Annotated in this window: 21 protein-coding genes; 3 read left to right on the top strand and 18 right to left on the bottom strand. The window is 42.1% G+C overall.

Going from position 1 to position 25156, the window contains the following annotated elements; translation table 11 throughout:
* Positions 1–136 precede the first annotated feature (136 nt).
* The 17 genes from fliD to BM378_RS04465 all read right to left on the bottom strand — a co-directional run bounded on the left by fliD (position 137) and on the right by BM378_RS04465 (position 18671).
* Positions 137–1573, bottom strand: a complete 1437-nt coding sequence (gene fliD, locus BM378_RS04385; protein ID WP_074988692.1) for a flagellar filament capping protein FliD — start codon at positions 1571–1573, stop codon at positions 137–139.
* Positions 1574–1617: 44 nt separating this feature from the next.
* Positions 1618–2031, bottom strand: coding sequence for a flagellar protein FlaG (locus BM378_RS04390; protein WP_083422866.1), 414 nt, complete (start codon positions 2029–2031; stop codon positions 1618–1620).
* Positions 2032–2158: 127 nt separating this feature from the next.
* Positions 2159–3658, bottom strand: a complete 1500-nt coding sequence (locus BM378_RS04395) for a flagellin (protein WP_074988693.1) — start codon at positions 3656–3658, stop codon at positions 2159–2161.
* Between the two features lie 475 nt (positions 3659–4133).
* Positions 4134–5639, bottom strand: a complete 1506-nt coding sequence (locus BM378_RS04400; protein ID WP_074988694.1) for a flagellin — start codon at positions 5637–5639, stop codon at positions 4134–4136.
* A gap of 233 nt (positions 5640–5872) precedes the next feature.
* Positions 5873–7126: a flagellar hook-associated protein FlgL gene (flgL, locus tag BM378_RS04405; protein ID WP_074988695.1), complete on the bottom strand. Its 1254-nt coding sequence runs from the start codon at positions 7124–7126 to the stop codon at positions 5873–5875.
* Between the two features lie 2 nt (positions 7127–7128).
* Positions 7129–9192 carry a flagellar hook-associated protein FlgK gene (gene flgK / locus BM378_RS04410; protein ID WP_074988696.1) on the bottom strand — a complete coding sequence of 688 codons (2064 nt, stop codon included), beginning with the start codon at positions 9190–9192 and terminating at the stop codon, positions 7129–7131.
* 13 nt (positions 9193–9205) lie between these two features.
* Positions 9206–10162, bottom strand: coding sequence for a flagellar assembly peptidoglycan hydrolase FlgJ (gene flgJ, locus BM378_RS04415; protein WP_036970176.1), 957 nt, complete (start codon positions 10160–10162; stop codon positions 9206–9208).
* 125 nt (positions 10163–10287) lie between these two features.
* Entirely contained in the window at positions 10288–11382 is a 1095-nt protein-coding gene (locus BM378_RS04420; RefSeq protein WP_036970188.1) for a flagellar basal body P-ring protein FlgI, read from the bottom strand.
* A gap of 12 nt (positions 11383–11394) precedes the next feature.
* Positions 11395–12078 carry a flagellar basal body L-ring protein FlgH gene (flgH, locus tag BM378_RS04425; protein ID WP_036970191.1) on the bottom strand — a complete coding sequence of 228 codons (684 nt, stop codon included), beginning with the start codon at positions 12076–12078 and terminating at the stop codon, positions 11395–11397.
* A 15-nt stretch (positions 12079–12093) separates the two neighbouring features.
* A complete protein-coding gene (gene flgG, locus BM378_RS04430; protein WP_036970195.1) occupies positions 12094–12882 on the bottom strand; it encodes a flagellar basal-body rod protein FlgG in 789 nt (262 codons plus the stop codon).
* A gap of 21 nt (positions 12883–12903) precedes the next feature.
* A complete protein-coding gene (locus BM378_RS04435; RefSeq protein ID WP_036970198.1) occupies positions 12904–13668 on the bottom strand; it encodes a flagellar basal body rod protein FlgF in 765 nt (254 codons plus the stop codon).
* 149 nt (positions 13669–13817) lie between these two features.
* A complete protein-coding gene (gene flgE / locus BM378_RS04440; protein WP_074988697.1) occupies positions 13818–15161 on the bottom strand; it encodes a flagellar hook protein FlgE in 1344 nt (447 codons plus the stop codon).
* Positions 15162–15211: 50 nt separating this feature from the next.
* Positions 15212–15895: a flagellar hook assembly protein FlgD gene (locus BM378_RS04445; protein ID WP_074988698.1), complete on the bottom strand. Its 684-nt coding sequence runs from the start codon at positions 15893–15895 to the stop codon at positions 15212–15214.
* A gap of 13 nt (positions 15896–15908) precedes the next feature.
* The gene (gene flgC / locus BM378_RS04450) at positions 15909–16340 is read right to left on the bottom strand and encodes a flagellar basal body rod protein FlgC (protein ID WP_036970207.1); all 432 of its coding nucleotides are present in this window, start codon (positions 16338–16340) and stop codon (positions 15909–15911) included.
* A gap of 2 nt (positions 16341–16342) precedes the next feature.
* On the bottom strand, positions 16343–16753 hold the full coding sequence (flgB, locus tag BM378_RS04455; protein WP_036971676.1) for a flagellar basal body rod protein FlgB: 411 nt from the start codon (positions 16751–16753) through the stop codon (positions 16343–16345).
* Positions 16754–16886: 133 nt separating this feature from the next.
* The gene (locus tag BM378_RS04460; RefSeq protein WP_036970209.1) at positions 16887–17717 is read right to left on the bottom strand and encodes a CheR family methyltransferase; all 831 of its coding nucleotides are present in this window, start codon (positions 17715–17717) and stop codon (positions 16887–16889) included.
* A gap of 21 nt (positions 17718–17738) precedes the next feature.
* Entirely contained in the window at positions 17739–18671 is a 933-nt protein-coding gene (locus BM378_RS04465; RefSeq protein WP_036970211.1) for a chemotaxis protein, read from the bottom strand.
* A gap of 142 nt (positions 18672–18813) precedes the next feature.
* On the opposite strand from BM378_RS04465, the gene flgA reads away from it, so the two are divergent.
* From flgA to flgN, 3 genes are all read left to right on the top strand, one after another.
* Positions 18814–19518, top strand: a complete 705-nt coding sequence (flgA, locus tag BM378_RS04470) for a flagellar basal body P-ring formation chaperone FlgA (RefSeq protein WP_036970214.1) — start codon at positions 18814–18816, stop codon at positions 19516–19518.
* A 79-nt stretch (positions 19519–19597) separates the two neighbouring features.
* Positions 19598–19918, top strand: a complete 321-nt coding sequence (gene flgM / locus BM378_RS04475; RefSeq protein WP_036970217.1) for a flagellar biosynthesis anti-sigma factor FlgM — start codon at positions 19598–19600, stop codon at positions 19916–19918.
* Positions 19911–20342: a flagellar protein FlgN gene (gene flgN, locus BM378_RS04480; RefSeq protein ID WP_036970220.1), complete on the top strand. Its 432-nt coding sequence runs from the start codon at positions 19911–19913 to the stop codon at positions 20340–20342. Before flgM ends, flgN begins: the two co-directional genes overlap by 8 nt.
* A gap of 479 nt (positions 20343–20821) precedes the next feature.
* Here the strand turns inward: flgN and BM378_RS04490 are convergent.
* Positions 20822–25156, bottom strand: a 4335-nt coding sequence (locus BM378_RS04490) for a beta strand repeat-containing protein (RefSeq protein ID WP_177222570.1), incomplete at its 5' end; no start/stop codon positions are given.

The raw sequence follows: 25156 nt of genomic DNA on the forward strand, positions 1-25156 counted from the left end.
TTGTTTGTGAATTGATTTTTATACTTCTATTCAAACAAAGAGAAATATTTACTGAAAAAGTGCTTATGCGCTAATGCAAAAAAAAGCGCCAAAAAAGTTGGCGCCTAAATACAGATAAGAAAACAGACTAATTAAATTATTTACTCTTTTTAACCACCCCAGGCATATTATCAAGCTGCGCTTGAACATAACTACTGGTTGAGTTCATTTGTGCAACTAGTAAATCCATACTGTTATATTGCGCATATAAACGAGACTCTAAAGACTCCATTTTTCTTGCAAAATCAAGGCGTTCATCATCTAGGCCATCTAACTGAGTTTGTTTACTGTCGATTCTGTTTTGAACAATACCATCGGAGTCAGTATAAAAGCTCATTAGCTCATCAAAAGACTGTGCAAAGCCGCCCTCATCGCTTTCACCTAAAAAGAATTCTTGAACTAAGTCTACGTCAGCCTTTACTTGCTCGTTTAGGCGTTCAGTATCTAAGCTTAGCTTACCATAACGGTCGGCTTCGACTCCTAGCTTAGATAACGACAAACTGCTACCATCACTGAGTGTTACTTCACTGGTTAATTGCTGACGAAGTTGTGACATTACACCACGCAGCATAGAGTCACCAGCCATTACACCCGCACCGCTTTCACCTGACTTACCTAAGTTATTACTAAGTTCAAGTAATTCGTTATAGCTTTCTATAAAGCTATTTAAGCCCGCTTTGATATTATTATTATTTTCGGTAACTTTTAATGTGCTGTTATCGTCATCTGTGCCATGTACTTTTTTAGCTGTGATATCTACCCCATCGATGACGCTTTTAAACTCGTTAGTGTTACTTGTCACGGTTAGTGTGCCATCAATGGTTATTTGTGCGTTCTGGGCGGCATCTACTTCGCTTAAATTAGTAACATGATTAGCAGGATCTGCATCAGAAACATCATATGCTAAGCGAGAAAGGCCGCCTACATCTGTATTGTTACCATCACCATCTTGCACTGTAATGCTAATTGCATTTTCTTCACCGGTCTCTTTACTTGTTAGCACTAAATGCTGCCCTGCGTCCGTAGTTACTATCGTTGCAGTAACAGAATCATTGCTATCAGACCCCGTGAATGGACCATTATTTATTTGGTCTCGTAAATCTTCTAATGTATTTGTTGCTGACAAAACAGTAGAAAAACTATTATCGCCCGAGCTTATAGTAATAACACCACTGCCAATTGGCTCATCCGCAGCAAAGGCTGGTGATGACAACTTATGTGCTTGTGCGAGCGCATCAACTTTTACGTTATAACCACCAGGCTGAGCATCTTTATCTGAGCTTAACGATACAAAATCATCACTACCAGAACTACTGCGCTTTTGATAATTATCTACTTCGCCTAGTGCTTCCATAGAGGTTTGCAGTTTTTCAAGCGCTGACTTTAAAGCACCCGCTGCGGAGATATCTGTTGTTAGGGTTGCTTCTTTTCTATTTAAACGTGAAGTAAAAGGGGTGCGCTCAGCATTTACAAGCGCATCAACAATATCTGATACTGCTAAACCTGAACCTAAACCATTAAATGAAATAGCCATAACACTTCCTCTTAATTACCTATTTAAATCAAATCAGCAAAATTTTAAGCTGTTTGGTCTATTAAAAAACCCGCAGTTTCAGAAAGCTTAGCAACCAAGCTCAACACTTCTTCAGATGGGTATTGCTTTATTAACTCACCACTGTTTTTATCAACCACTTTAATAACATCACGGCCTGACTCTTCGTCTACTTGAAACTGTAAACTACGATTCATTTCGCCCATAAAATCCTGCAATTGTTGCGCCATCTTCTCAAGCTGATCGCGGCCTAGTTCATCTTTCTCACCAGTTTTTTGCTCGGCTTGCACACTGCGCTCTGCTTGTTGTTGCTGTAAAGTATTTTCTGCTTTCGTTGACTCTTCAACAGCATTGGCGACTAACAGCGGACTCGCCGTTAATTTATCGTCAACCTTTTGCGGAACCACTGCGTAATCAGGGCTTTGGGTTATTGCACTCATAACGCCTCCTTTATATTGAACTAAGACTAATACAATAAAAGGAGATTAGCGTAAGCCAACCTCCTTTTTATTATTTAACTAATGCTGACTTAATCATTAGTCTAGCTAATCATTAACCTAAGCGCTATTAACCAATTAAGCTAAGTGCAGCTTGCGGTAACTGGTTAGCTTGCGACAAGATTGATGTACCCGCTTGTTGCAAGATTTGGTTTTTAGTCATGTGTGCAGTTTCTGTCGCAAAGTCAGTATCTTGAATACGGCTACGTGAAGCAGATACGTTTTCAGAAATGTTTGCAAGGTTACTGATTGTGTGACCAAAACGGTTTTGAACAGCACCTAAGCTTGCTCGTTGTGAGTCTATATTTGCAATCGCGTTATCAATAATAGCCAATGCATCCTGTGAACCTCTTTGATCAGTAATATCAACGGAAGCTACATCTTGAAGAGAACTTACAGTCTTATTTGTAGCGCCTAATGTAGCCGCACCAGTGACACTGAATACTTCAGCGGAATTAAGCTGTACAGTACCAGTAGCGACCACCGTAGCACTAGCTGCAGACAACGCTGCTGAAGTTGATGAAACTGCTCCATCATATGATACACCAGCCACACCCATTGAGGTTTGAGTACCTGTACTGCCATTACTTTCTGCAAAATTAGAAATTTCTAAGTCTTCTCCGGTATTATTTGATATGGTTAATTTACCATTTTCAACCGAAGCAGTAACACCGTGTTCATCTGTTTTGGCATTAATGGCTTCAGCCATGGCTTGTTGATCACCTTCAACACTACCGGTACCAACATATGAAACAGCCACCTCACTACCACTATCCAAACCCGCACCATCCAAATCAAAGCTAATTGTTTCACCTAGTTCACCTGCTACACCAATAGTAATTTGTGCTTCAGCTCGAGCCTGTGCATTTACACCTGTAGAGCTGCTGTAGCTATTTATCGAGTCAGCAATTTCTGCAGCTGTTGCATTACCTGCAACGGCTACTTCTGCATCCTCACCGCGCCCTGATATAGTATAAGTGCCTGCGGCAACCCCATTCGCAGTACCGGCAACAGCTTGGCCTAAGCCAGCAGTATCACCATCTAAATTAACCTGATTAGTACCAATTTTATTAGCCGCTACACTTGATAAAGAAACATTAATAGTTTCGTTTGCATTAGCACCAACTTGGAAAGATTTAGAACCAAAGCTACCGTCAAGTAATTGTTGACCACCAAAAGATGTTGTCTCAGCAATACGAGTCAATTCTGTTTGTAGTGCAGACACTTCTTTTTGAAGTGCTTCACGATCTTCTGTTGAATTTGAGCCGTTCGCTGATTGAAGTGCAAGCTCACGCATACGTTGAAGAATGCTTGTAGATTCGTTCATCGCACCTTCAGCAGTTTGCGCCATAGAGATACCATCATTCGCGTTACGTTGAGCCATAGATAGACCATTAACTTGCGATGTCAAGCGATTTGAAATTTGTAGACCTGCCGCATCATCTTTTGCGCTGTTAATACGCATACCTGATGCTAAACGTTCCATCGAGGTTGCTAAGCCTTGACCTGATTTTGACAAGTTACGTTGAGCGTTTAATGAAGATACATTTGTATTTACTGTTAAAGCCATGATAAAACTCCTGATTACTTACGTAATATAACTGTTTTGATTTAACCAAGAACTTTCACAAATCGTATGTTCAAGCTCCGTACTGATTAAGTTAGCGGCAGATATAGATTTATCTTTAGACTTTTTTTCAAAAAAATTGATATTTTTATTGAAAAATAATTTAACCCTTTAAAATTATTGAATTTTAAATTTTTATAAAAACACCATGTAAAGAAGATACTTTGCATTTACTCCCTATATTCGTTATCTAAAAGAGCCGTTATTTAGTTTTATGCCAACGTAGTTATGCTTAATAAAACCACACGACCTAGAGTTGCGACCACGATTCATCATAATTATTAATAGCTATTTCAAGACTACCGTTACACGTAAGCTTTGGGGGAAACCTAATTGTCGATATCCACCTAAAATAGCAAAAGTTCTGAGACTAAAAAAAACGCACTCATTGAGTGCGTTTTTAAAGTAAAAACTAATGTTAACCACCCAGTAGGCTGATAGCCGCTTGTGGTATTTGATTAGCTTGCGACAAAATTGACGTACCCGCTTGTTGCAAGATTTGGTTTTTCGTCATGTGCGCAGTTTCTGTTGCAAAGTCAGTATCTTGAATTCGACTACGTGAAGCAGATACATTTTCAGAAATATTCGCTAAATTGCTAATGGTGTGGCTGAAACGATTTTGCACAGCCCCTAACCCAGCCCGTTGAGCATCGATATTAGCAATAGCGTTATCGATTATGTCCAGTGCATCTTGAGAGCCTTTTTGAGTTGTTACACTAATATCTTCAACATTAGCTAAAGAGCTTGTTACTGCTGTTGTGACATCATCAAGCTGAGTATTTGCAGCTCTAGTTGAAAAAGTTTCTGATGAATTCAATTGGATTGCACCAGTAACTCTCGCTGAATCTGTGCCTGCTGTAGTTAATGTTACAACAGCACCAGGGGAGTTATCTTCAAAGCCTTGAGGTGTGATGTCTAAACTAGAACCAGCGCCGCCTGTAAACCCAATAATCTCTATATCTTTACCATTATTGTTCGATACTGATAAAACGCCATTTTCTAATGTTGCTGTAACACCGTGCTCATCAGTGGCTTTGTTAATTGCTTCTGCCATCGCGGCTTCATCTCCGGTCGCTGAACCTGTTGCAACAAAAGATATTTTTTCTCCATTTAACTCAAAACTAATTGGATCACCAGCCGTGGTTTGTGTTCCTGCAATATCCAACCTAGCTTCTGTCTTAGCTTGAGCTGTAACACCAGTCGAGTCTTTAACGCTGTTAATGATATCGGCGGCCTCTTCAGCAGAAGAGCCATCTAAAATAGTTACTGTTGAATCCTCTCGACCCGAGATATCCAAGTCACCGTATGTAGTGGTACTTGCTGATAATGAAGCAGTGCCCGTAGCAGTAACCTGACCAAAGCCATCTCCAGTACCAGCTGTTGTTGAAGCACCTTGAAGATTGACGCGATTTGAGCCTATTTTATCTGCAGCAACACTCGATAATGATACGTTAATTGTTTCATTAGCGTTTGCGCCAACCTGAAAAGCTTTACTACCATAGCTTCCGTCAAGCAACTGTTGACCACCGAAAGAAGTTGTATCAGCTATACGAGTCAATTCAACTTGAAGTGCAGATACTTCTTTTTGCAGTGCTTCACGATCCTCTGCTGAGTTTGAACCATTAGCAGCTTGAAGTGCAAGCTCACGCATACGCTGAAGAATACTGGTTGACTCCTGCATTGCGCCTTCCGCGGTTTGCGCCATCGAAATACCATCATTCGCGTTACGCTGCGCGACTGATAAGCCATTTATCTGCGAGGTTAAACGATTTGAAATTTGTAGACCTGCCGCATCATCTTTTGCGCTATTGATACGCATACCTGATGCTAAGCGTTCCATCGAAGTAGCTAGCCCTTCGCCTGACTTATTAAGGTTTCGCTGTGCGTTGAGTGACGACACATTAGTATTGACTGTTAATGCCATTTTACCATCTCCTAGTTTTAATTAGGCTGTGGTCCAATGATAATGTGAGGAACCACGCGCTTGTGCAGAACTAAAAGCAGGAAATGTGCCAGTTCAAACAAAAACCTTAAGACTTTGTTTAATAACAACTTTATCCTATAAAAATAGTAGGTGTTAAGCATAAAAAAAGCCAGTGACAATTTTTTGCCACTGGCTTTTTATTAAAAAGGCAAACTATTTCCGACAATACAACATTATAAGTAATCAAATAATGACAAATTAGCTAAGCGGCCAAAGGTTGCCTGTGAAGCCTGCAAAGCAGTCTCATGTTTCGTTAAGTCGCTGATTGCTTCAGCCATATCAACTTCGACTAAACTCGCTTTATTCGCTTTGTTATTTATATCAAGTGCACTGTTGGTATCTGTTACTCGCTCGACTAAAATCATACGCGCCCCTAAACTCGCTTGAGTAAATACAACTTGATCACTGGCATTTTGCAGTTGTACTAAACCATCGGCTAATGCGTCATGCAATCCATCTCCCTCTAGGCCACTGTTAAGATTTGTAATTAAGTTTTGCATAGTATTAAGTACATTTTCTTTTTGCGGTTGTTGCAGTGAAAAATCAAATGTACCTGGCGCTGCACCCTCTAGCTTAAACTCCATGCCAGCAAACTCGATAGGCTCACCAGTAAATTCCCCGGTAACAGCTGGCGAAATAGGATTCCCATAACCATCGTTGATTACATAAGTATCAGGGTCGCCAGGGTTTACTCCGGCGACAAGTTCAACTTGAAAAGAATTATCCGCAGCATTTGCTGTTGGGCTTAAGTCATAATTAGCTTGATGGAACGTGTCAAAATCAGCTTGATTTTTCACATACACAGTGCCTGAGGTCACTCCTCCCGCAAAGACGCCATCGTTAGAAGTAACATTGAGCCGAGCATTCACTTTTTCAAATGTTGTAAATCCATTATCACTTGATTTTACGTGAACACCTTGCGCTATCGTTACACTATGCTGGCCTTGGTCTCCCTGATATTCGTATAAGCCAGTAGATGTGTCAAAACTATATGTTTGGGTGCTGTCTTGATATCCTGAAAAAATATACTTACCGTCTTCTGACTGGCTATTCATCAAGTTAACTAGCGACTTTTGTAGCTCTTGTAATTCTCCTGCGATAGTTTCTAAGTCTGTTTGACTCATCGCACCATTACCCGCTCTAATCGTTAATTCTTGCGCTGCTTGAATCGTCGTATTAATACTCATCAAGATACTTTCTTCGGTTTCTAGACGGCCATTCAACTGATTAATATTTTTTGTGTGCTGCTCATTAGTTTGTATTTTGTTTATATACAAAGACGCTTGAGAATATGCCGACGGGCTTTCAGAGGTCGATAAATACTTTTTACCCGTTGTTACACGCTCTTGGGCATTTGCCACACCTTGTTGCCCATCAAGTATTTTATTAATACTACCCTGATACATTAAATTATTAGATAAACGCATAGTTACCTCGCCGCACTTAATAAGGTATCAAAAACTGATCGGGCAGTCGCAAGCACTTGTGCAGACGCCGCATACGATTGTTGGAAACGCAATAGATTCGCCGCTTCTTCATCGAGGTTTACACCTGACAGAGATTCGTACCAAGCTTCAGACTGCTCTGCGAGCGCAGTAAATGCTGCACCATTAGTCTGTGCCTGATTAGTCACAACGCCAATATCCGACACTAAACTAGTATATGCTTTGTTTAAGGTTAGATGATTATTACTAGCGTTACCGACTACATTTTGTCTAACTATATTTGAGTTTTGAATATCAGCTAAAAACTGCCCATTACGGTTATCATCAAAGCCATCTTCATTGGCCTCTATTGTAAATGAATCACCTAAAGCTGGCGTCCCCTCAATATCAAAATCGAAGCCAACTTGCTCCGCAGTGAGTGTTGTTATGTCATCTAACACGCCCGCTGTTTCAGCTTGTTGAATAACATTTTTACCAGAAGAATCAATTGCAAATGGAGCTGTCGTATTCGTACCATCACTTAAGGTGTACATATCGGGGTTTTCAGCGCTTTTTGTTAAAGTTAAAGACCCTGTTGGTAATTGTAACGATGGAGTATCTGTAAAATTTGATACATCAGACACCGTACCGGCTGAAATACTGGCAGTACCTGTATTGTTAATATCGTTTGCAGTACGAATAGGTGAAGCAAGCGCTATATCTTCTGGGCGATTTGTTGCAAGCTCTAAACTTGTTGATGCTTGAGAATTGAGTTTGACCATAAATTGATCATCAATATTAGGTAAAGAAGACATATCCAGTGTTAACTCTAATCCGAATAAATCTAAATTTGGGTTATTTTGTGAATTAACCTTACCTGTTGCTGGGTCAACGACTGCTGTAGTAAAAATTTCATCGCCGTTGGCATCCTTAATCGTCTCGCCTTTATTATCAACAGGGTAAATTTCAACTTCATTAGTGCCACTGTACTTTACAATAAAATCACTTGCTGGCAATTCATTGCCTTTACCAGCTTCAACGCTTGCAGTAATACTTCCGTTGCCCGTGTTTGCTTGATAAGCAAATGCATCAACCGTGGGGATTTTAAATATATCACCGCCTAAATTTCCATCGGCATCCATACCTAAATGGTTTTGCTGATTAAAGGCATCAGCAAGGGCTAAGCCCATTTGGCCTAATTGATTCTGGGCTGGCACTAAAATGTCATCACGAAATGACAGTAAGCCGCCTATTTTGCCTTTAAGTTTACTTACATCAACCTCAAGCGGCACGGCTTTGCCACCATTAACATCTAAATGTAGCTCTCTAAAGCTAGGATCGGGATCGCCAGTAAATGAAAACAGGTTAAATGTACCGCTTTCCATCACTAATGCTTGACCAGATCCCAAATAGACTTGTTTCTCACCGTTATTACCGTTGAGAGTTTCTACATCAATGAGTTCTGATAAGTCACGAATTGCTTTGTCGCGCTCGTTGTACAGTCCGCTAGACGCTGATTCACGATCAGTCCCATGCACCGCGGCAATTTTAGAGTTCAATTCGCTAATACTTTGGATCAAGTTATTTGCTTCGTCCGAGAAAATTTCTAATTGCTCGTTCACAACAGTCTGCTGGTCAACCACGATGCTTGAAAGCCTGTCCATTTGATCAATCAGGTTTTGTGCATCTGTCATAACCAGCGAACGCGCCACCGTCGATGAAGGCTGATTTAAGCTTTCTTGAACATTATTAAAAAACGAGTTAATGCTGGTTGATAAGCTATTCGACTCTTCAGAAAACAAGCTATCGACTCGGCTTGCTTCTGTTACAAACTGATCAAAAAATGCTTTATTTGACGTATCACGATTTAGCTGTTTTTGAGCAAACTCATTGAGTAAACGATACGTTTCACCCCGACCAACTTGGTTGTCGATCATGGTGCTGAACTCAGTGCGCTCACGAACATAACCCGCTGTATTTACATTGGCTATGTTTTTACTGGTCGTTTGTAAAAGCTCAGAATTCGCTCTTACACCTGAATTTGCTATGTCATATAAGCTGAATGACATGAGGACTTACTCCTTAACGTACCAATGAAGCAGCGACGCTTTGAAGCTCAACACGCTTCAATACCTGCTTAATTTTGTTGGCATAATTTGGATCAGTTGCATAACCTGCTTTTTGTAACGAATCTAAAAAGGCTGCAGGTTCTGCGGTGTTTTTTAGTGCGTCTTGATAACGTGGGTTTTCATTTAAGAAATCAACAAAATCATTCACACTGTCTTTAATTGACTGATAAGAACGGAAGCTTGCATGCTTTTTAACAGGCACACCTTGCTCAAACTCAAGCGTAACTTTACTTGCTTTGTCACCTTGCCAGCTCTTATCAGATTTAATGTTAAAAAGGTTATTACTACTGGTGCCATCCGCTTTACTAATAATATGCTTACCCCAGCCCGTCTCAAGCGCTGCTTGAGCAACCATCACAGCAGGGTTTAAACCAATTTTTTCAGCCGCATTTTTTGCGTGCTCCCAAACAGAGCTAATGAAAGACTCAGCATCTTCAAAGCGGTTTTCTGATTGCTCATCAGTGGCAACTTCAGCCATTGGGTGTGTTTCTGGCTTAGCTTCTTGATTACCGCGAACACGCTTATCGCTATCAAACTCCGCGGTTGTTCTTAACACGGAACCAGGAGTAAATTTCTTACCGTCGGGCGATAGCTGCTGCACAATAAGATCAGCCAAACCCAGTGAGCCGTTAGAAGACAACTCAACAGAAAGCTGTTGATCATGCATTTCTTCAAAGAATTTTACGCCACTCGAGTTAAACGGACTGTCTTTGTCTTCAAAGGCTTCATTAGCCTTACGCATGCTTTTAAGCAGCATTTGCGTAAAGATAGATTCAAATTGTGCCGCCGCTTTTTTCAGCGCCTCTTTTGACGCATCGCTAGAGGCATCACTTTTTAGAGCACTTTGACGCAATGAGTCTAAGTTGCCTAAATCAAAAAAGTTTTGCTTGTCGAGATGATTCGTATCCATCAGCTTTTTGACACAATAATTAATAATGCATAATCAAATGCAATAATTACGCCAAAAGAGGATTTATCAGATTGAGGGGAGGTAGAAATGAAAAAACGCGCTGAGCTCAGCGCGTTTTTAATTGATTATATAATAACAAGTTGCCCGTTTATGGCTCCCGCCTCTTTCAACGCTTCAAGGATAGCCATTAAGTCACCAGGGGCGGCACCAACTTCGTTTATCGCTCTCACTAAATCATCAAGGCTAATACCTGGATTAAACACAAAAGCGCGAGAGTCATCTTCATTAACATCGATAATACTTTGGTTTGTCACCACCGTCTCGCCTTCGCTCAGTGCATTCGGCTGCGATACGTTTTGCTGCTCAGCAATGGTCACGGTTAATCCACCGTGGGTAATTGCAGCTGGCTGTAATTTTACGTTTTTACCAATAACAATGGTGCCAGTACGTGAATTGACAATAATTTTTGCCGCAGTATCAGCCGGTGTGAACTCTAAGTTTTCAAGCGTTGATAAATACGATACGCGCTGCGATGCATCGCGCGGTGCAATGACACGTACAGACGCGGCATCAATTGCTTGAGCACTGTTTGGCCCAACTAAATCATTGATAGTTTGCTCTAGGCGCTTTGCCGTTGTGAAATCTGGACGATTCAAATTAAAGGTGATGTAGTCACCTTGCATAAACGGGCTTTTAACAGCGCGCTCAACCGTTGCCCCATTCGGAATTCGGCCAACGGTGGGAGTGTTTATAATCACTCGGCTGCCATCAGCACCTTCTGCGCCTAGACCACCCACGACCAAACTGCCCTGTGCAATGGCATACGTATTACCATCAACCCCTTTCAAAAAGGTTTGTAATAACGTACCACCGCGTAAGCTTCCTGCACTACCAATTGAAGACACGGTAATATCAATGGTTTGACCTGGTTTTCTAAACGCGGGTAACTCGGCATGTACAGCAACGGCTGCAACATTTTTAATCTTTGGTTTTAAGTTCGCAGGAAGCGTGATACCGAAGCTATTTAACATCGCTTTAAAGCTCTGCTCTGTAAAACGACTTTGCTCGCCCGTGCCAGGTAAACCCACCACTAAACCATAACCGACTAATTGATTTGAGCGTACACCCTCAACCATAGACACATCTTTAACTCGCTCAGCCTGAACAGAAAACTGTACACTAATTAAGCAAAGAGCAATAATGTATTTAAACCCATTCATGATTTGTATCCTCTAAAATGGGAAAATAGAACTGCTAAAGAAGCGAGTTAACCAACCCGCACTTTGCGCTTCTTGAAGTTGACCTTTACCTGAGTATTGTATGCGCGCATTCGCAACTCGGTTTGAAGTCACCGTATTATCTGCTGTCACATCTTGGGGACGCACTAAACCTTCAAGACGAATAAACTCTTCACCGGTATTTAAAGTAAGCCACTTTTCGCCACGGATCACTAAGTTACCGTTCGGCAAAACTCGCATAACATTAACTGAAATATCACCAAATAAGCTGTTCGATTGATTCGATTTAGAATCACCTTTAAATGATGAGTCTGAACCAATACCAAATTGGATACTATCACCACCAATATTCACAGGATTACCGCCTAAACCAATGACTGGGTCAAGGCTTGCGTCGGTTTCTTTATCGGTTTCGGTTTTCGCCGCTTTGGTTGCCTGAGTCGATTCTTGCAGTTTAACCGTGATGATATCGCCTGCTCGCAACGCTTTTTTATCTGAATACAGGTCATTTGATAAATAACTATCAAATAATGAACCGGTGGGTACCATTTGCTCTGCTGCAGGCTCAGGATACATTGGCGCATAGTAAGGGTCATCCTGAACCACATGGTTATTTTGTGTTGCCATACAACCACCGAGCAATAACGCTGTTGATGTGACTAAGATAATGTTACGCATGCTGCCTCCTACCCATTATAACTGTTGGTTAATGTAACTAAGCATTTCATCAACAGCCGAAATCACTTTTGAATTCATTTCATAAATTCGCTGTGTTTCAATGAGGTTAACGAGCTCTTCTGTTACATTCACATTTGAAGTTTCAAGTGAACCTTGTACAACAGTTCCTAAACCATCAATACCGGGATTACCTTGCACAGGAGCCCCACTTACAGCCGTTTCGGTGTAAAGGTTTTGACCCATAGGCTCAAGGCCAGATGGATTGATGAAATCACTGATAGTTAGCTGACCAATAACAACATTGTCAGCTTGGCCTGAGATACGCACCGACACTTCACCATCTTGTGATACCGTAATTGATTGTGCATCGTCTGGCACATTCATCTCTGGTTGCACAGGAAAACCGGCTCCCGCGGTAACAATGCGGCCATCTTCATCGGTGGTAAATTGACCATTACGCGAATAAGCGATATTGCCATCTGGGAGTAACACCTCAAAAAAGCCCGGCCCTGAAATCATCCAATCCAATGAATTTTCAGTGGTAAGCATGTTACCTTGTGAAAAGTTCTTTTGGTTAGCAACCACTTTCGCACCCGCACCTAACATCAAACCTGATGGCATTTCAGTGTCTTGTGAGGAACGGCCACCTGGCTGATTAATATTTTGATACAGTAAATCTTCAAATACGGCGCGGCTTTTTTTGTAACCGACCGTGCTGGCATTCGCGAGATTATTTGAGATCACCGAAATATCGGTTTGTTGGGCGTCAAGCCCGGTTTTACTGATCCACAATGCAGGATTCATAACTCTACCCTCTCAGTCATCTTAAACAATGCGTAACAGCTGATCTTGACGTTCATCAATTTCTTCCGCTGTTTTCATCAATTTAACTTGTAATTCAAATTGGCGTTGATTGCTGATCATATCGACCATTTCGTGTACGGGGTTAACGTTCGACATTTCAAGGGTGCCCGAAAGCACTTTTACATTATTTGAAATATCGCAAAACCCACATAAATCATTTACCAACATGTCTGGCTTTGGCCTAAATAAGCCATCATTGCCTTTTTCTAGTTGATTGTTATCGGCTTCGATTACCTTTAAGCGATCAACCACTTCTAAAAAGTTTGCAGGTGCCCCTTGTGGACGCACCTGAATTGACCCATCAGAACTAAATTCAATCTTCTCGATTGGTAAAGGCAAAATAATGGGGCCACCTTCGCCAATAACTTGACGACCATGACTGGTCATCAATGCGCCATCGGGAGTAATATTCAGCGTGCCTGTTTTGGTATAGGCTTCATTGCCCGATGCATCTTGTACGCTTAACCAACCCCGATCACTCATGGCAATATCAAGTTCTCGGCCTGTTTCAACAAAACCACCCGACTCCATGTTAGAACCTGGGCGCTCTTGCATTGCGAATACACGCGATGGCAAACCTTCGCCAAATGCTTGCATTGAGCGTGCTTGTGCAAAATCAGCTTTAAAGCCAGTGGTGTTTGCATTTGCTAAGTTGTTTGCCTTTAATTCAAGGCCACGCAAGCTTTGCTTTGCACCAGACATGGCAATGTAGACCATTTTGTCCATAACATTGACTCACTAAAAATACGATAACTATGAAATGCAATAAAAGTGCCAAAGTAAAATTGACGCGGAAATAAGAAAAGGAAAATAAAAAAAGGCTGCCAATAGAGGGGGCAGCCTTTCGTGTCGGATTAAGCTTAGAGCCGCTAAAATTAACGGATCTGTAAGATATTTTGTTGTAATGTTGAGTTAACTTCTAAGGCACGTGAGTTCGCCTGGAAATTACGCTGTGCGCTGATAAGGTCAACCAGCTCATTCGTTAAGTTAACGTTTGATTGCTCAAGTGCTGATGAGTTAATTGAACCCAATGTGCCTGAGTTGGGCTCACCCGCAATAGGCTCGCCCGAGGTTAGGCTTTTCTTCCAAGAAGTGTCACCTGCTTGTTGTAAGCCTTGAGAGTTTGAAAAGCGCACCATAGCCACTTGGCCTAAGAATGAAGTATCGCCATTGCTGTATGAAGCAACTACTTTTCCATCTGCACCAATATCAATGCCCGCTAAACGACCGACTGTCGCACCATCTTGCTCAAGTGCTTTTACTTCAAAGTTACTAGCGTATTGCGTAGGCACTTTATTAGCGGTGCCTGCTTCATCACGCCAATTAACCGTGATTTCATTCGGGAACTGTGCGCCATTACCAAGTAGTGTCGATAAACCTGTCGAAGCATCTGAAGGCAAAATAATGTCATCAAATGTGGTTTCTGGAGCGGTTACGTTCGGTAAACCCGCCGCCGTGAACTCAAGTGTATCAATTGGCGTGTGTGCACCTGTGCCCGTTGCAGCACCTGAAGCATCAAACGCTTGACCATCCATTGTGGCGTACACTTCCCACGTATTTGGCGTTGCTGTAGGGTCTTGCTTTACAAAAAATAACTGTACAACATGCGGCTCACCTAATGAGTCATAAACAGTTGTTGAAGTAGACGAGTTATAGCTCGTGCTATCAGTTGGATCAAAGGTTGTCGTTGTTGGCGTATCGACACGTGCGTCTAAATTCATTGAGCTGTAGATATTACTCGTATGACGAGGCGAACCTGAAGCATCAGGAATTTGAATCGGTGAAGTAGTACTTAAACTTACCGACGTCGTATTACCCGTTGATGGGTCAACAGGGAAACCTTGCAAGTAGTTACCATTGGCATCAACAACAAAGTTATCTGCATTTAATTTAAATGCACCCGCACGCGTATATGTAAAGTCTTGTGATGCGATGTCATCACTCATCGCAAAATAACCTTCCCCTGTGATTGCTAAATCAAGTGAGTTATTTGTGAATGATAACGACCCTTGGTGAAACTGTTGTGCAACCGTTGCTGTTTTAACACCGTCGCCGTTTTTTGTTTTACCAGAACTAAATACTGACGATGCGTACACATCAGCAAACTCAGCACGCGACTCTTTAAAGCCCGTTGTGTTTACGTTGGCAATATTATTTGCCGTTACGTCTAAATCTTTTTGTGCGGCTGCTAAACCTGTTAATGCAATATTGAAGCTCATAACTCACCTCTAACCTATCTCTTAGCCTAAGCTAACCCAAACCTTTTTAATTATGCGATTTCAGCTATATCAGTTAGCCTAACCGCACCCTCTTTTGTATTTACGATAATGCCGCTGCTGCCATTAATATTGACACTTTCAATGTTCTTAAAGGTTGCCAGAGGCATGCTGCTGTAGTCTCCATTTACGAAGCCTTCAGCGCTAATATTGTATTCGCCTTCAGGAAGAACATTGCCCTCACCATCTTTACCATCCCACTCGAAACGGTGAGCACCGGCAGATTTCGATCCTAAATCAATAGTGCGAACTAATTGTCCCGTCGAATCAGTGATTCTTAACGTAAGAGATTCAACAGTTGTTTCTGCCACAACGGAACCTTTAGCTAAATTTTCGCCATCAAAGTCAATAGTCTCTGACTCAAGCAATGCTTGCTTACCCACTAACGTTGACGCTTGTAATGCCGAATTTGATGTCATGGATGCAGTGAGTGACTCAAATTTTGTGTTTAAATTTGAAATACCTTCTGCCATGGTAAAGTTCGTCATTTGCGCAATCATTTGATCGTTATCAGCAGGATTGCTCGGATCTTGAAACGACAACTGCTGCGTTAACAACGAAAAGAAATCTTCTTGAGACAGTGTATTACTGTCTTCTTTTGCTGTTGGCGTGTTTGTCTCATTCCAACGCAAGCTATCCATATAGGATGATGATGCAGAGCTGATGTCGTTACTCATAACTTATCCTCGATTACCGTTGTCCTAACAACAGTGTTTTACTTAACATTTGCTTAGCTGCATCAGCAACTTGCACATTTGTTTGGTAAGAGCGAGAGGCAGAAATCATATTAGCCATTTCTTCTACAACGTTGACATTTGGTTTATAGATATACCCATTTTCATCCGCGCTGGGGTGATTCGGGTTGTATTCTATTTGTAGCGGCTTATCGCTCTCTACAATGCCTAATACTTTAACGCCAACAGAAGAGCCCTGCGGATTACTTTGCGATGCTGACGCTTTTGTAAGTTCAGCAGCAAACACAGGATGGCGCGCTCGGTATGTCTGGTCTTGGCTTGAGCTAATTGTATTTGCATTCGAAATATTACTTGCTGTGGTATTTAAGCGAACATTTTGTGCGCTCATACCCGTGCCCGAAATATCAAAAACATTATATAAACTCATGATTAAGCTCCTTGACTACCGAGGGCTTTTTTAAGGCCTTTAATTTTACTACTCATAAATTGCAGGCTTGCCTGATACTCTAATGAGTTTTGTACATACAAGTTTCGTTCCACTTGTATATCAACAGAGTTACCATCACCTGTATCTGCTTGATTTGGCGTACGAAACATTTCTGAATTACCAACAAATCGACTGCCACCGGCAAGGTGTTTCTCATCCGTTCTTACCATGCTATTGCCGCCGTGCTGGTTGCTTTTTGCCGCTTTTAATGCGGATGCAAAATCGACATCTTTCGCTTTATAGCCCGGCGTATCAGCATTAGCGATATTTGTCGCTAATAACTCAGCGCGTTGTGAACGGATCAACATGGCATGAGGATGCACACCGAATGCTTTATCAAAACTGATAGCCATAACCATCTCCAAAAATTTGACTCTCCTTAGCTAATGCAAAAGGTAAGCCAAAAATTAAGCATGATTATTTTATAATTAAGGTGTTGATATATAATGAAATTAGCAACCTAAGAACTAGGTTGCTAAGGAAAGATTACTTTTTCTGGTAGATGATACCCGGATTACATCGCACCATATCAAAACTGTCACTAAGGCCAGCCATTGACTCTGAAGCGCCTAAAAACAGGTACCCTTTTGGATTAAGTGCTTGCGCAAATTGCGCGATAATTTTTGCTTTTACTTCGGGTGCAAAGTAGATCAATACATTACGGCAAAAAATAATATCAAATTTACCCATCAAGGCATACGAATCCAATAAGTTTAAATGCCTAAAACTGACCATTTTCTTTATTGGATCAACTACTTGAGCCATACCGTTACCACTGTCTTTAAAAAACTTTTGACGTCTTTCAACAGACAGACCACGTGCCAAAGCCAGTGAGTCATATTCTGCGTTTTTGCACATATCAAGCATAGTATTAGAAATATCTGTGCCGATAATTTGTGCGCCCATTTTTAAAACGCCAGGTTGCTTAGATTGAAACTCAGCAACCGACATGGCAATAGAATACGGTTCTTGACCTGATGAACTTGCCGCTGACCAAATTTTAATTGGACGACGCAATTCTTTGAATTCAGGGAAAAGTTTAGTTTTAAGCAATTCAAATGGGTATTGATCACGAAACCACAAAGTTTCGTTTGTTGTCATTGCATCAACCACTGCGGCACGAAGCTGCCTCTCGTGAGGACTCAAGGTTTTACTTACCAACTGTGACAATGACTCAACATTAAAACGCGCCATCAATGGCGCCAAGCGACTTTTCACTAAATAAAGTTTGTTATCGCCTAGTACAATGCCACATTGTTGCTCTAAAAAAGAGCGGAACTGATCGTATTCGCTTTGTTGTAAGTGCTTATTTTCCAAAGTAATACCACCTATAAATAATTAATCACAATGAACCCACTTTTTAACGGCAGTCGCTAATTCGTCTGGGTTAAATTTTGCAATAAAATCATCGGCACCCACTTTTTCTATCATCGCTTGATTAAAAACACCACTGAGTGATGTATGCAAGATTACATGCAAAGGTGATAATTTTGGATCGGCCTTAATTTCTGCGGTTAAGGTGTAGCCATCCATTTCTGGCATTTCAACGTCTGAAATTAACAAGCCAACTCGCTCAGTAATATTATTTACACAATCAAGTTCTGCTATTTCACGTAAGCGTATTAAAGCTTCTTTACCATTTTTAGCGAGTTCAGTTTGTACACCGAGAGGTTCTAACGCACGTTTTACCTGATTACGCGCAACGGCCGAGTCATCAGCAATAAAAACGATTCGCTCCCCTAAATCTTTTTGGATTTCTCCCTCACCAATCACATCCGCACTTACTTCAGTGTTAACAGGGCAAATTTCGTTAAGGATCTTCTCGACGTCTAAGATTTCTACCAGTTCGTTTTCTATTTCAGTGACCGCGGTTAAATAAGAGTAACGCCCTGCACCTGAAGGTGGCGGCATAATTTTTTCCCAGTTCATATTAACGATGCGCTCTACGCCACCGACTAAGAACCCTTGCACTGAACGATTGTATTCCGCAATGATAATAAAACTATCTTTGATATTTTCAATGGCAGGACCGCCAACAGCCATTGATAAATCGATAACAGAAATGGTTTGACCACGAATGTGTGCAACACCACGAATATAAGCATTCGATTTTGGCATGTTTGTAAGCGGTGGACATTGTAGAACCTCTCTTACTTTAAACACGTTAATACCAAAGCGTTGTCGCCCTCTGAGTTTGAATAATAGTAATTCAAGGCGGTTTTGCCCAACCAACTGTGTACGCTGGTTTACTGAGTCTAAAATGCCTGCCATTTCAATCTCCTAAAGATAAACAACCAGAGCCGGAACAATAATTGCTTACTTTGTGTTAAAGCTACATAAGGTTACGAAGCGTCTGTTTTTTGACGCAAAATATTTATACCTTGTTTTCAACAATAAGCATAGTCGAAACAATATGAGTTTGTTAAAAAAAAGCCGAAGATACAGTGTTTTTTATTTTCTTTCTAGCTTGTTATTTGCCACGCATCTACAAGCTGAAGTGTATAATAACGAGCAACTTCAACAAATCGCTATTGATTTTGTCAGCGAGCAGATCCCCGATCTCGATACGGCACCGCAAGTAAGTGCATTACCACTTGATAGCCGTATTCCAGAAAGATTGTGTGAATCGCCATTAAATAAAACATTACCGACAGAACCTCCTTTTAATCGGCAGGTTACCGTACAACTTAAATGCGATGACATAAATAGTTGGACTCAATATGTGCATGTTCGCATTATTGAGCTGGAACCCGTTGTTGTCGTAACAACCAATTTAGCACGCGGTGAAGTAATTAGAGCAGAGCATTTGCGCTTAGAGATGAAACCTAAGCAGTTTGTAAGAACGCAATATGTTCAAGAAAAATCAATGCTTGTCGGCAGTCGTAGCAAGCGCAATATTCGCAGTGGTGTGCCTATTGTAATGAGCCATGTTTGCATGGTGTGTAAAGGCGACAATGTGACTATTTATGCTTCATTGCGTGGCTTGAGGATCAAAACAACAGGTATTGCGCTTGAAGATGGCACATTAGACGAATTAGTACGTGTAAAAAACAAAAAATCAGGTAAAGTATTAAATGCACGTGTGGATGGTGTTGAGTCTGTACAAGTGAATATTTAATTTTTTATATTTATGCTAAAGTATCCGCTGTGCCCGCCGATATATAGGCATATGTTGGGTAATGTATAGGTCAAAAATTATGGTAAGCAATGTCAATAATGGTCAACAACAAACTTCTGTGTTGACGAATACCAAGCAAAAAAATCTTGATTTACAAAAAGATAACGCTAACGCGGCAGCGGCAAAATCGACAGCGCCAAAAGCAAGTGCAGATTCGGTAAGCTTAACGCCTCAAGCTAAACAACTTAAATCTTTACAAGATAAAGCTGAACAGTCGTCTGGCTTTGATAGCAATAAAGTGGCTGAGTTAAAAAAAGCAATCAGCGAAGGTAAATACCAAATTGATGCTGAAAAGTTAGCTAAAAATATCGCCGCATTTGAGTTTGATGTGTATGGCTGATCATAATCATTTAATCGCCAGCAAATTAACACAACAAGTCACTTGTTTAGAGTCTATTGCTGTGCTTTTGGATGATGAATTAACAGCCATTGCTGCAAAACGTGGTGAGGGGCTAAAAAGTATTGCCCAACAAAAAGTCTCTCTACTACAGCAAATTCAGTTAATAGATAAAGAAGTGCAAACGCTGGTTAGCAAAAATGACTCGCCAGATGATGAAGTAAACGAACTCATTTCTAAAGTAAACTCTCTTCTTGCAGCCTGTAAAAAGAAAAATGATGTGAATGCACATGCAGCTCATCAAGCCCAGCTTAGTGTTAAGCAGCTCAAAGATATCTTGATTGGCGCACCTTCATCGATGACCTACGATCAAGGTGGCAGTGTGATTCAAGGCGATAAAAAAATAGTGCATAACCTTAAAGCATAATGCTAGTTACTCGTTTCTCGTTACCCGTTGCTCGTTACCCGTTACTCGTTACTCATTTCTCGTTACTCATTTCTCGTTGCTCGTTACTCGTTACTCGTTACTCGTTACTCGTTTCTAGTTACTCATTTCTCGTTACTCATTTCTCGTTGCTCGTTACTCGTTACTCGTTTCTAGTTACTCGTTTCTAGTTACTCGCTTCTCGTTTCTCGTTACCCGTTGCTCGTTTCTCGTTTCTCGTTTCTCGTTTCTCGTTTCTCGTTTCTCGTTACCCGTTTCTCGTTTCTCGTTGCTCGTTTCTAGTTACTCGTTGCTCGTTTCTAGTTACTCGTTTCTCGTTACTCGTTTCTCGTTGCTCGTTTCTCGTTGCTCGTTGCTCGTTGCTCGTTGCTCGTTGCTCGTTGCTCGTTTTACAAACTACCCAATTCAAAAAGAAAGCGCGATAATTATCGCGCTTTTCTTATTTAAGCTTAACTATTTATCTAAATATCAATTGAGTTATTGCCTCCCTCAATGAGTTTTTTGATTAGCTCATCTGACTCACTTTGGATATTACTGGCAGGCTCTGACGTGACTTCTGTGTTGCCTGTAAATGCTAAGCTCTGACTTTCACTGTTGCTATCAAGGGCAAGTAAATTACTTTGTTCACTATCACTTAAGACATCTTCGATAGTCACGTCAAGCGCAGCAATACCCCCACTTGAGGTTGGCTCTGGGCTTGCATCTAATAGAACAAGGCTGAGATCAATACTTTCTGCAGTTTGCTCGTCAGCCTCAATGCTGTCAGATCCTAAGGCCATTTCTTCAGGACCCGCACCGCCAGTGCTTGCGGGCTCTCCATTAATTTCAATATCATTGCCGTTAATATCAACAACGCGCACATTACCAATAGAATCTGTAATGCTAAAGCGTGCATCTGCTAGGCCTAAACCCAATATATCAAGCAGGTTAATATCAACGATACCTATTGACCACTGTCCATTTTGTACAACCGAGCCGCCTTCACTTAATAAGGTGATCCCTAAAGCAAGGGCGTTATCTAATTGCACGATAGCCCCATCTTCTGCATCCGTTGTGCCGTCAAAGCCAGTAATGACAAGCCCTAAGTTTAGTAAAGAGTTAACATCTATATTCTCAAGTGTCGGCGGAATCGTATCAATTTCTAATCCTGAAATTGCACCCGTTGTTACGCCACTACTAACAATCGTTGCGGTTACCGTGTAAGTGCCATCCACTAACGCACTGTCTGGTGTTACACTCCAAGTGCCATCACTTAATGAGGTAACCGTTTTCGTTTGTTGCGTAGTGCCATTATCAAACACCACTTCTATTTCACTGTTTGGTGCAATTGATTTACCCGTAATGAGCGGGGTGTCATCGTTGGTGAGCTGTAACCCATCATCAATGGTTATAGTCAATCCAGCATCAATAATACCTGAGGCTGTTTGCTCTGTAGTGCGGTCTTCAGCATCTGTGACACTTGCCGTTACAGTGTAAGTGCCATCAACAAGTTCAGATAATACTTCCACTGACCAAGTGCCATTACTGTTCACTAAGGTCGTTAGCGTTTGTGAAGCACCATCGGCACCTTGCACAATCAGTGTCACAGTTTGCCCTGTTCCCACAGTACTTGTGCCGCTTATCACTGGCGTTGTGTCTGCTGAGATAGCCGGTACATCTAATGTCAATTCAGGGGCGGAATTGTCAAAAGTGTCTGTACTAATAGTCGTGGTATTACCGGCGGCATCGGTCGCTGTTGCCTCTACATAAGCTAAGTTCAATAATGACACCGACAAGTTCAATACTTGCCAATCACCATTGGCATCAACGGTTGCTGTATATGGCACACCAGCCACTCCACCGACGAGGTAGTTTGTTATCGTAATAACACTGCCTTCAGGTAAGTCAGATGTACCAGATAAAGAGACCAACAGACCTAATAGGAACGATGGCACAATGGTGAGCTCTGGGGCTACGGTATCAACTTCGCCACCTGTTTTACTGTCTGTTCCGGTATTACCCGCAGTATCCGTGATACTTGCAGTAACAGAATAAACTCCATCGGCCAACACTTGATCTGCTGCTGCTTGCCAGTCACCGTTCGCATCGGTGGTCGTTGTAACACTGTGCTGTGCTCCACCGGCTGCGATAAAGGTGACTGTAATAGTGCTATTGGCCGCATCAGACGTACCACTAATAAGAGGGGTTGAGTCGTTCGTTAAAGTTAAACTACTTTGATCAATGCTAACGACAGGTGCTGTGGTATCAACCGCAGATGTCGTTGAAGCGCTGCCATTGTTTCCTGCGGTATCTGTCACGACTGCGGTTACTGTATACGCTCCCTCAGCGAGTGCTTGAGTCGCTTCAACTTGCCAATTTAAACTTGCATCTAGTGTCGTTTCGACACTGTGACTTACGCCGGCAGAGTCTACAAACGTAACGACTACTCGATTGCCTGCCACTGCGCCAGTTGCACTGCCCATTATCACTGGCGTTAAATCGGTTGAAACAGCCACAGTGTCAATGACCACATTCGCAGGTGTAATATCAATCACACCCGATGCAGAGGCTGAGCTGGTGTTACCAGCAGTGTCAGAAACGCTTGCTGAAATCGTGTAGGCACCTTCAGCTAATGCTGTACCTAATGCAACAGACCAAGCACCTGATGCGCCAACAACCGCAGATGCTGTCACAATATCGCCCGCACTGTCGGTGACACTTATCGTCACCACGCTACCCTGTGGTGCATCACTTGTACCACTGATTGTTGGTGTGGTGTCATTCGTGATTGCTGGAGAGTCAACTGTTAACGCTGGCGGAGTGAGATCGATGTCACCTTGACGACTTGCCGTACCAGTGAGTCCATCTTCAGACACACTTGCTGTAACAGTATAGTTTCCTTCACTGAGCGGCGTTGTTAAGTCTACAGTCCATGTACCGCTGCTAATAGTGGCGATAGCTGTTTGGCTATTACCAAGTGCATCGACAACAGTAATGGTCACTTGAATACCGTCAGCTGCATCACTTGTACCCGAAATGGTCGGTGTGGTGTCGTTAGTGACTGCAAGAGCATCAATCGAAATTGTAGGTGCATTGGTATCTAGCGTTGCCGTGTCTGTTACCGTTACCGTGTTGTTTGCAGCATCGGTAATTGTCGCTGTAATAGTCAGTAAGCCATCAGCCAATGCTGTTGGAACATCTGCTGACCATGACCCATCAGCCTGAACAGTTGCAGTAAAGCTGTATGTATTCCCATCATTTACCACACTAATATTTACGGTGCTGCCTGCAGGCTCATTGGTGCTACCACTAATTGTTGGTGTTGAATCATTAATAGTCCCTAAACCATCTAGAACCAACTCAGGTGTAAGAGTATCAATTGACCCCGTTTCGGTGTCAGTACCAACATTACCTGCAACATCTGTGATAGTCGCTGTGACACTATAATTGCCATCTGGCATAGTACTCGGTGTTACTTGCCATGACCCATCACTTTGGACGGTTGCCGTTAATGTTTGTATATCGTTGTTGCTATCTGTCACCGTAACAGAAACCTGAGTACCGGTGGCTTCTGTCGATGTGCCCGAAATAACAGGCGTACTTGAGTTACCAAGTCCCAACGTGTCTATCACTACGACAGGCGCAACTGTATCAACCGTTATCGATGCCGTTGCAGTTTGCGTATTATTAGCATCATCCGTTATGGTCGCCGTAATAGTGTAACTGCCATCGGTAATATCAACCGGTACTATAAACTGCCAAGTACCATCTGATGCTACTGTGGTGGTAATGGTTTGTCCTGCAACCTCAACGATAACTAAGCCGCCTATTTCGTTACTACTACCTGAAATAGTTGGACGCGCGTCAGAGGTGCCATCAACCGCGTTAACAACTAAGGTTGGCGCAATGCTGTCTAACACACCCGATGTTTGCTCTGTAGTTAAATTACCGACCTGATCCCTTACCGATGCCGTTACTGTAAAGGTCCCTTCAGCTAGCGCTGTGGGCACATCGACAGACCAAGTTTGGTTACTTTGCACAGTTGCAGTAAAGGTTTGTGAATCACCATTGGCATCTTGAACGGTGATGTTGATCACCGTGCCTTCTCCCATATCCGTTGTGCCCGAAATGGTTGGGGTTGTATCATTTGTTAATGCATCAACAGTAACCGTCAGCTCAGGCGCCACATTATCAAATTCTAATGTGCTCACAGTAGCAGTGTTACCCGCCGCATCTGTGCCACTTGCCGTAACATAAGCCAGGCTAATAAGTGGGACAGTAATGTTGGCAAGCGTCCAATTACCATTTGCATCAGTCGTGGCGGTATAAGTCGCACCTATTAAGCCCCCTACTAAATGTTCAGTAATTGTGATCACACTGCCTTCTGGCAAATCTGATGTGCCCGATAAGCCAACTAAATTTCCTAATAAGAATGAAGGAATAATACGGATATCTGGTGCAATTGTATCAACTACACCACTGTCTGTGGCGCTGCTGTTATTACCCGCTGAATCGCTGATACTCGCTGTCACACTGTAGTTACCATCGGCCAGTGCTTGCGCTGCATCGACACTCCAATTACCTGACGCATCGGTGGTCACTGTCACTGTGTGGCTGGTGCCATTGGCATCGGTAAAGGTCACATCTAAATTAGTATTGGCTAAGTCTGATGAACCTGTCACCGTTGGCGTGTTGTCATTGGTCAGCGCTGGCGCATCAATGGTGATGGTTGGCGCGGTCACATCAATTGTGCCGGTTTCGGTGTCGGTGCCTGTATTACCGGCGGCATCACTCAGTGTCGCAACAACGGTGTAGTT

It is taken from the genome of Pseudoalteromonas lipolytica (assembly GCF_900116435.1).
GTDB classification, from domain to species: domain Bacteria; phylum Pseudomonadota; class Gammaproteobacteria; order Enterobacterales; family Alteromonadaceae; genus Pseudoalteromonas; species Pseudoalteromonas lipolytica.

Coding starts and splice junctions, on each gene's coding strand:
- BM378_RS04400 (WP_074988694.1), bottom strand. CDS start 5,639: ATGGCATTAACAGTCAATACTAATGTGTCGTCACTCAACGCACAGCGA.
- flgB (WP_036971676.1), bottom strand. CDS start 16,753: ATGGCTATCAGTTTTGATAAAGCATTCGGTGTGCATCCTCATGCCATG.
- BM378_RS04465 (WP_036970211.1), bottom strand. CDS start 18,671: ATGGCAGGCATTTTAGACTCAGTAAACCAGCGTACACAGTTGGTTGGG.
- flgJ (WP_036970176.1), bottom strand. CDS start 10,162: ATGGATACGAATCATCTCGACAAGCAAAACTTTTTTGATTTAGGCAAC.
- fliD (WP_074988692.1), bottom strand. CDS start 1,573: ATGGCTATTTCATTTAATGGTTTAGGTTCAGGTTTAGCAGTATCAGAT.
- flgH (WP_036970191.1), bottom strand. CDS start 12,078: ATGCGTAACATTATCTTAGTCACATCAACAGCGTTATTGCTCGGTGGT.
- flgL (WP_074988695.1), bottom strand. CDS start 7,126: ATGCGTTTATCTAATAATTTAATGTATCAGGGTAGTATTAATAAAATA.
- flgG (WP_036970195.1), bottom strand. CDS start 12,882: ATGAATCCTGCATTGTGGATCAGTAAAACCGGGCTTGACGCCCAACAA.
- flgC (WP_036970207.1), bottom strand. CDS start 16,340: ATGAGTTTATATAATGTTTTTGATATTTCGGGCACGGGTATGAGCGCA.
- flgE (WP_074988697.1), bottom strand. CDS start 15,161: ATGAGCTTCAATATTGCATTAACAGGTTTAGCAGCCGCACAAAAAGAT.
- flgN (WP_036970220.1), top strand. CDS start 19,911: ATGGCTGATCATAATCATTTAATCGCCAGCAAATTAACACAACAAGTC.
- BM378_RS04420 (WP_036970188.1), bottom strand. CDS start 11,382: ATGAATGGGTTTAAATACATTATTGCTCTTTGCTTAATTAGTGTACAG.
- BM378_RS04395 (WP_074988693.1), bottom strand. CDS start 3,658: ATGGCTTTAACAGTAAATACAAATGTATCTTCATTAAACGCTCAACGT.
- BM378_RS04435 (WP_036970198.1), bottom strand. CDS start 13,668: ATGGACAAAATGGTCTACATTGCCATGTCTGGTGCAAAGCAAAGCTTG.
- flgM (WP_036970217.1), top strand. CDS start 19,598: ATGGTAAGCAATGTCAATAATGGTCAACAACAAACTTCTGTGTTGACG.
- flgA (WP_036970214.1), top strand. CDS start 18,814: ATGAGTTTGTTAAAAAAAAGCCGAAGATACAGTGTTTTTTATTTTCTT.
- BM378_RS04445 (WP_074988698.1), bottom strand. CDS start 15,895: ATGAGTAACGACATCAGCTCTGCATCATCATCCTATATGGATAGCTTG.
- BM378_RS04390 (WP_083422866.1), bottom strand. CDS start 2,031: ATGAGTGCAATAACCCAAAGCCCTGATTACGCAGTGGTTCCGCAAAAG.
- flgK (WP_074988696.1), bottom strand. CDS start 9,192: ATGTCATTCAGCTTATATGACATAGCAAATTCAGGTGTAAGAGCGAAT.